The organism is Moorena sp. SIO3B2 (genome assembly GCF_010692525.1).
GTDB classification, from domain to species: domain Bacteria; phylum Cyanobacteriota; class Cyanobacteriia; order Cyanobacteriales; family Coleofasciculaceae; genus Moorena; species Moorena producens.
Genome location: NZ_JAAHHE010000355.1, coordinates 1 through 5,970, shown reverse-complemented (window position 1 = coordinate 5,970; position 5,970 = coordinate 1). Strand labels below are relative to the sequence as shown.

6 protein-coding genes are annotated in these 5,970 nt (G+C 41.9%); 3 read left to right on the top strand and 3 right to left on the bottom strand.

Annotated features, from left to right (window positions below; all coding sequences use genetic code 11):
• The coding region (locus F6K38_RS33430) for a PLP-dependent aminotransferase family protein (RefSeq protein ID WP_502709626.1) at positions 1-616 on the bottom strand (616 nt) is incomplete at its 3' end.
• 1,178 nt (positions 617-1,794) lie between these two features.
• Here F6K38_RS33430 and F6K38_RS33425 point away from each other — a divergent pair.
• The 3 genes from F6K38_RS33425 to F6K38_RS33415 all read left to right on the top strand — a co-directional run bounded on the left by F6K38_RS33425 (position 1,795) and on the right by F6K38_RS33415 (position 3,882).
• Positions 1,795-2,571 carry a PhnE/PtxC family ABC transporter permease gene (locus F6K38_RS33425; protein ID WP_229414487.1) on the top strand — a complete coding sequence of 259 codons (777 nt, stop codon included), beginning with the start codon at positions 1,795-1,797 and terminating at the stop codon, positions 2,569-2,571.
• 57 nt (positions 2,572-2,628) lie between these two features.
• Positions 2,629-3,396: a PhnE/PtxC family ABC transporter permease gene (locus tag F6K38_RS33420; protein WP_287359393.1), complete on the top strand. Its 768-nt coding sequence runs from the start codon at positions 2,629-2,631 to the stop codon at positions 3,394-3,396.
• A gap of 336 nt (positions 3,397-3,732) precedes the next feature.
• Positions 3,733-3,882 carry a QAALIT motif small membrane protein gene (locus tag F6K38_RS33415; protein ID WP_287256278.1) on the top strand — a complete coding sequence of 50 codons (150 nt, stop codon included), beginning with the start codon at positions 3,733-3,735 and terminating at the stop codon, positions 3,880-3,882.
• Positions 3,883-3,937: 55 nt separating this feature from the next.
• Here F6K38_RS33415 and F6K38_RS33410 read toward each other — a convergent pair whose 3' ends face one another.
• The gene (locus F6K38_RS33410; protein WP_287359390.1) at positions 3,938-4,858 is read right to left on the bottom strand and encodes an Npun_R2821/Npun_R2822 family protein; all 921 of its coding nucleotides are present in this window, start codon (positions 4,856-4,858) and stop codon (positions 3,938-3,940) included.
• A 10-nt stretch (positions 4,859-4,868) separates the two neighbouring features.
• The gene (locus F6K38_RS33405; protein ID WP_008184341.1) at positions 4,869-5,876 is read right to left on the bottom strand and encodes an Npun_R2821/Npun_R2822 family protein; all 1,008 of its coding nucleotides are present in this window, start codon (positions 5,874-5,876) and stop codon (positions 4,869-4,871) included.
• Positions 5,877-5,970 lie beyond the last annotated feature (94 nt).

Genomic DNA, 5,970 nt, shown 5'->3' with positions numbered 1-5,970 from the left:
AGGCTCCGACTTGATCAGCAATCTCCCGAAAGCGTTGGAAATCAATGATGCGGGGATAGGAACTCGCACCAGCAATAATTAGTTTGGGACGAATCTCTTGAGCTTGGGCGAGAATCTGATCGTAGTCCAGACGCTCTGTCTGTGGATCGACTTTATAAAAATGACAGTCATAGATTTTACCTGTCATGGTAAATTTCGCACCATGGCTCAGATGCCCCCCATGACCGAGATCCATCCCTAAGATGCGATCGCCCGGTTTAAGGACAGTCAGATAAACTGCATGATTAGCTTGAGACCCTGTGTAGGGTTCAAGATTGGCGTGAGCGGCTCCAAATAATTCCTTAGCACGGGAAATTGCTAAGTTTTCCAACTCGTCAATGTTCTCACAGCCGCTAAAGTAGCGACGACCTGGATATCCTTCAGCCACCTTATTGGTCAAAATCGAGCCAGTGGCTTCTAATACAGCGCGACTAACGAAGTTAGCTGACGAAATTAATTCAATATTGTCTTTTTGCCTTTGGTTTTCCCGCTCAATAATCGCAAAGACCTCTGGATCTACGGAATTTAAACCTAAACCATGGTTGTTCAGTTGCGTTTTGTCTTGGGAAACAGTCAATTTTTTTCTCCTTAAACTCTTCTTAATCTCGGATTTCCTCTGTTGACCAAAAATTTATCAATCCAATAACCTAGCAAGCGATACTTTTGCTTCAACTGACTATTGAAGCTTGCCGTTAATTTAGCGATCGCTGGTAATGGCTAGGAATTTTTTCGGTCAGATAGTTACAAATCAGGGAAACCGCTTTCTGGGACTTGGTTTGAACGCTTTTTGTTATTTCATTGTGGTGTTGTGAATTTAGATTGCCAGTGATTAGCTTAACACAAAAAAATCTGGTAATAGATCTTGTAGTAGTAGGTGGGAATTATCCTGTTGATGATCATAGAACATCATCAATCACTACGGTCAGCTGCTTCTACCCGATTGTCTCATGACATGAGCATGATCGAACAAGAGCATTACATTTCTTAGCAATATTAGCCACCTCTAAGAGCTCCGCTGGATGTTGCTTCTCCCGGATTTGCTGATGAAATGAGCATCATCTAAAAATAGTGTTAAATTTCTTAGATATCCCCCAGGAACCGCTATGGGGTGCGCGGAAGTTTGGCCAAAAGTGTGCAAGAGCCAATTTTTGGGTCAGATGGTAACCATTGTTTTGCCAACACCCCCTTTCTGGTTTGCGAGCACTACTATCATGCTTCAGCAATATCAATGGTTGACTTGTTAGCAAGCCCAAAATCAATATTACCAGCAATCTGACCGGTAAACTTCAAATAAAATCAAAAATTTATATTTATTTTATTTTGAGTTATTAATTTATTCTATTGTTTTATAGTATAATGAGGTACACAAAATTTTTTCCATGTTCGCTGTTACATGTCCCCTATTCCCTAAAAACCGAAACTTTGTACCTCACCTAATTGAAAAATGCTATAACCCTCTTTTGTCACTCTCCGGCTTTTGTCACTCTCCGGGAAGCCAATCTACACAAGCCTTATCAGTCAATCAATACAAGCTATCCTATTAGAAAAACTTGGATACTGTATTTGTTGCTAGAAAAAAATCTGGCAATCGTTTGAACTACAAAAGTTATAGAATGCGCGAAAATACAAAAGTTTGCGGAGAGTGACAGAACAGAGATAATTAAGCATATCAAAAAATATAGCAGTTCTCAATTGGGTCAGAGATTTTCATCCTCAGTTAATGGCAATAGGGAGTAGGGAGTAGGGGTAACAAAATTGACGTTAGTTTTAATGGTGAAGCAGTTATCTCGCCCACCCTTACTCGATCTACTTCGGCTGTGGGGACTGTTGTTTTTTGTTGCTATTGCTCTTTCCGCCTACCAAGCTGGAATATTTCAACAAGACCTATTCAATCCCGGTGGATTTCCCTTACTCTGGCGATTTTTGCGGGCTAGTTGGCACCCAGAGATTAGTCCTGAGTTTTTGCGCCTGACCCTGAATGCCACTCTTACCACCCTCGCTTATGCCGCTTGCGGAACCTTTCTGAGTATCTTGCTGGGGATGGTAGGAGGAATTTTAACGTCACAAGTGTGGTGGTTGACCGTCTTTCCTCACTGGCCCATGCACCACAGTATTTGGCTAGCCATGCGGGGACTGCTGGCCTTTCCTAGAGCGATTCATGAGATGATATGGGGGATATTTTTCCTCAATATCTGGGGGTTAGATCCCCTAGTGGCCATAATTGCGATCGCTATTCCCTATGGTGCCATCGTTGCCAAGGTCTTTTCAGAAATTCTGGATGAAACCCCACGGGAACCGTTAATGGCCTTGCTCAATAGTGGCGTATCCCCCTTAACTGCACTTCTCTACAGTCTGATTCCCCAAGCCTTTTTCAATCTTCTTTCCTACAGTGTCTATCGCTTTGACTGTGCCATTCGCTCAGCAACAGTACTGGGGATTATTGGTGCTGGAGGATTAGGTGATCAGATGTTTCTGAGTTTACAGTCCCTGCGTTACGAGCAACTGTGGACATTTTTCTATGTTCTGGTCTGATTAAACGGCGCAGTCGATATCAGTAGTGCTATATTGCGCCGTCGGATTAATCTAAGGGTGCTTTTGATTTTAGTCTGCCTTTGCTTTTTGAGCTTTTGGTATGTCAGTCCCGGACTCAGCAAGCTTTGGTCTCCCCGTACTCAGGAACTTTTGGGAGATATTGCCCAAGGGTCATTTCCACCACAAATTAATGGATTGCAATTCCCACAGTTATTGACTCTCTCCATCCAAACCCTTGCCATGTCGATACTAGGGATTGCTGGTGCTGGTATTGCTGGGATGGTGCTGTCTTTTCCAGCAGCCCATAATTTTCTGCTTCCCGGTGGATTGCTCAATCCCAATCCCAAGGGATTAACTATTGCGTCGGTACAAGGTTGGACAATACTGGTGCTAACTCGGATAGTCCTACTGTTTTGCCGAGCCATTCCCGCACCGATTTGGGCAATAGTAGCGCTATTTGTCCTGTTTCCTGGAATTTTACCCGGTGCGATCGCACTGGGATTAAACAACCTCGGTATTCTAGGCAGATTAATGACAGAAACCAATGAAAACCTGGAAAAGCCTCCTTTAGAAGCCTTAAAAGCCCAGGGAACTCCAGGAACCCTGCTATTTCTCTATGGAATACTGCCGATTAACTTGCCCCGTTTCCTAGCTTATATCCTCTATCGCTGGGAAGTCTGCATCCGGGAGACTGTCATGGTCGGATTAGTAGGAGCTGGAGGGTTAGGTCTGTTGCTGACCGAACAATTGAGTAGCTTTGACTATAGCAGTGTAGTGGTAACCAGTAACCCCAGATTTCTCACAAACTTGAGAAACCATGACTAGGACAAAGTATTTCGACACAACTATACCGATATCAAAATCATTGATCTCCCAAATTCTTCCCCATACTTGAATTAACTTGAATTAACTTCACCCCATCACCCCATCACCCTATCACCCCATCACCCCATCTCTGAGTGAACCAACTCTCTAGCTATTTTTATTCGCACAAAAGAAACTATTTGTCGATGATTTACGTCACCTGACCTTATGACAATTGTCACAACCCCTATTACCACAGGATCACCTACGATCGAAGAAAAATTCAGGATACTGAAGATAGGGGTAACTACTTAATGACGTTACTACTAGATGACGTTGCTACTAGAGGAGTGTAAAATGTTAGAAAAACTTATCTTAGCTATAACCTTCACCTTAGTACTTTATTTATCTTCAGATTTCGGTTTAATCAGCACCGACTCAACATCTTCTGCTCCTCCGGCATCAGACCTGACAGAGGAAGTTGTGAGTCACTTACCATCAAACTGACATCTGACACTATTCCATTAATCCTTTTTGTCACCCTTTTAGGACTAAATCCGCTTTATTTTTTCAGTGATTTGTGTAATTTGTTGGTAATTTGTTCCCATAAGCTCTTCTGAGTTTTAGTCTGCAAAGACTCATCCTCTGGCATAGGTTCATTCAAATAGCGGTAATGTTTCCAGATATCCCAGTAAGGACAACCAGGCTGAATACGAATACCAGCCCAGTGTAGATATTCTAGGGGTTGATTCAAATTTGGATCAATAAGTCGTACTCCTTGGGTTTGAAATTGTTTACTACCTGCCCAATTTCCTGGAGCTCCCCCTGGTCTACGCACAATATTAAATCGGTGGTGCATCTGCTTCAATATCATATAGTTGATAATCGGCTGATCGGAGGTTTTCTGGGAAAAGTCAAAGTACTCGGGATGAGCCGCACACTCAGCAAAGGTTTCATATAAGGTTTCTTCACTAATCTTATTTTTCTTGGCTCCCCAAAACCCCCCATTAAAGATATCCTTCAGTTCCGCTTCACTAAAAATCTTATCTTCAATAACTTTAGGGGTGAAAACATTGGTGATTCCCCCGACATGCTGGTAATCACAGCAAATAAAATCATAGTCAGCCAGGTAGTTAAGATTATCAGCTATCTTCTCAAAAACAACTATATCGGTATCGATATAAATAAATTCATCAAAAGTTCCAAACCAGCAAGCCTGTTTCCGGAACTGATTCGGCCTAGCAAAAAATCCTTCCCCGAAAATTTCGTGTAGCTTAGTAGACAGGCGTTCGATAAACTCCAAATCTGGATAAATCTCTACTCCATAGGACTCTTGGAGAATTTGGACGACGTTTTGATAATTGTCATCATAGGGAATCAAAACAATTGGGGTATCGCTATCATAACAGCGGATACTATTTAGTAACGCAATAGACTGCTCAATCACCCGGTCATTAGCAGTGATGTAAATTCCACGATTCATAAAATCTGCCTCAACGAGTGAATCCTAACTTCTTGAATACTTGAGCGGTTAAACTAGGAGGCTGGTTGTAAGGTTTAGCTTTAGTGGTAAACTGAGGACGTTTCTCTGGTTGATGATAATATCGGTAATGTAAGAAAATATCCCGGTAGGGAAAGTCAATATTATCCCCAGCACACAGTTTATTGAAAACTTTTGACTTGATTCCAATGTAATGAAGATAAGTCAGCCGATTCCCATGATCATAAAGTAGATTATCCCGAACCTCAAAGTGAGGAGATGTTACCGAATTGCCTGTTCTTTGATCTTTAGGCAAACTCAGAGAAAAATTATGGATAGATAACCCAGACCTCATCCTCATGTAGTTGAGTACAGATTGGTTAGGCGCTCGCTTATAGAGAACTTCTGCTTCCCCATTAGCTAACTGAGAAACTAACCATTCTCGCTGCTTTTCAGGAAATAATCCCCGCTTAGCCCCATAAAATCCCGAACAGAAAATTTCTGAATTAATCTGGGATTCATGGAATAGTTCCAGTAACTTCGGTGAGGCTAAGTTAAAAATATGTGCTGGGTCTTTATACTGAAAGTCATAAACCACAAAATCACTCTCATCTAACTGCTTAAAGACGAAATCTAAGGAATTCATCAGCAGAGTGTCAGCATCCAGATAGATAAATTTTTCAAATGGACTCTGTGGATCAAAGGCACAGTAACGATGATTTTCACCAACCCGATAGAATTTCGTCTTCATGCCTTGTGCTTGCCATTCTTGTAAAGCGTCAGGGTGAGTTTTCCAAACACGGTAGGAAAACTCTTCCCAACGGGCAAATAGTTCTGGATTATCCAGCAAGGTGACATTATCTCGGGTGGCAATTTCTTGACGGACCTTGTCTAATTGATCATTGTAGGCAATTACACAAACTGGAGTCTCTTTCCCAGCATTAACCTCTATGCTATTGAGCAGTGCTACCAGTTGGTTGTAAACCACATCATTAGCCAATGTATAAATTCCTGTGCTCATCTAGACTTACCCCAGTTTTTCCACTACTTTAGACAAGAAGTTGAGTAAATTCAACTCATGTAAAATGATTTGACGTGCTTCTGCGATCGCATCT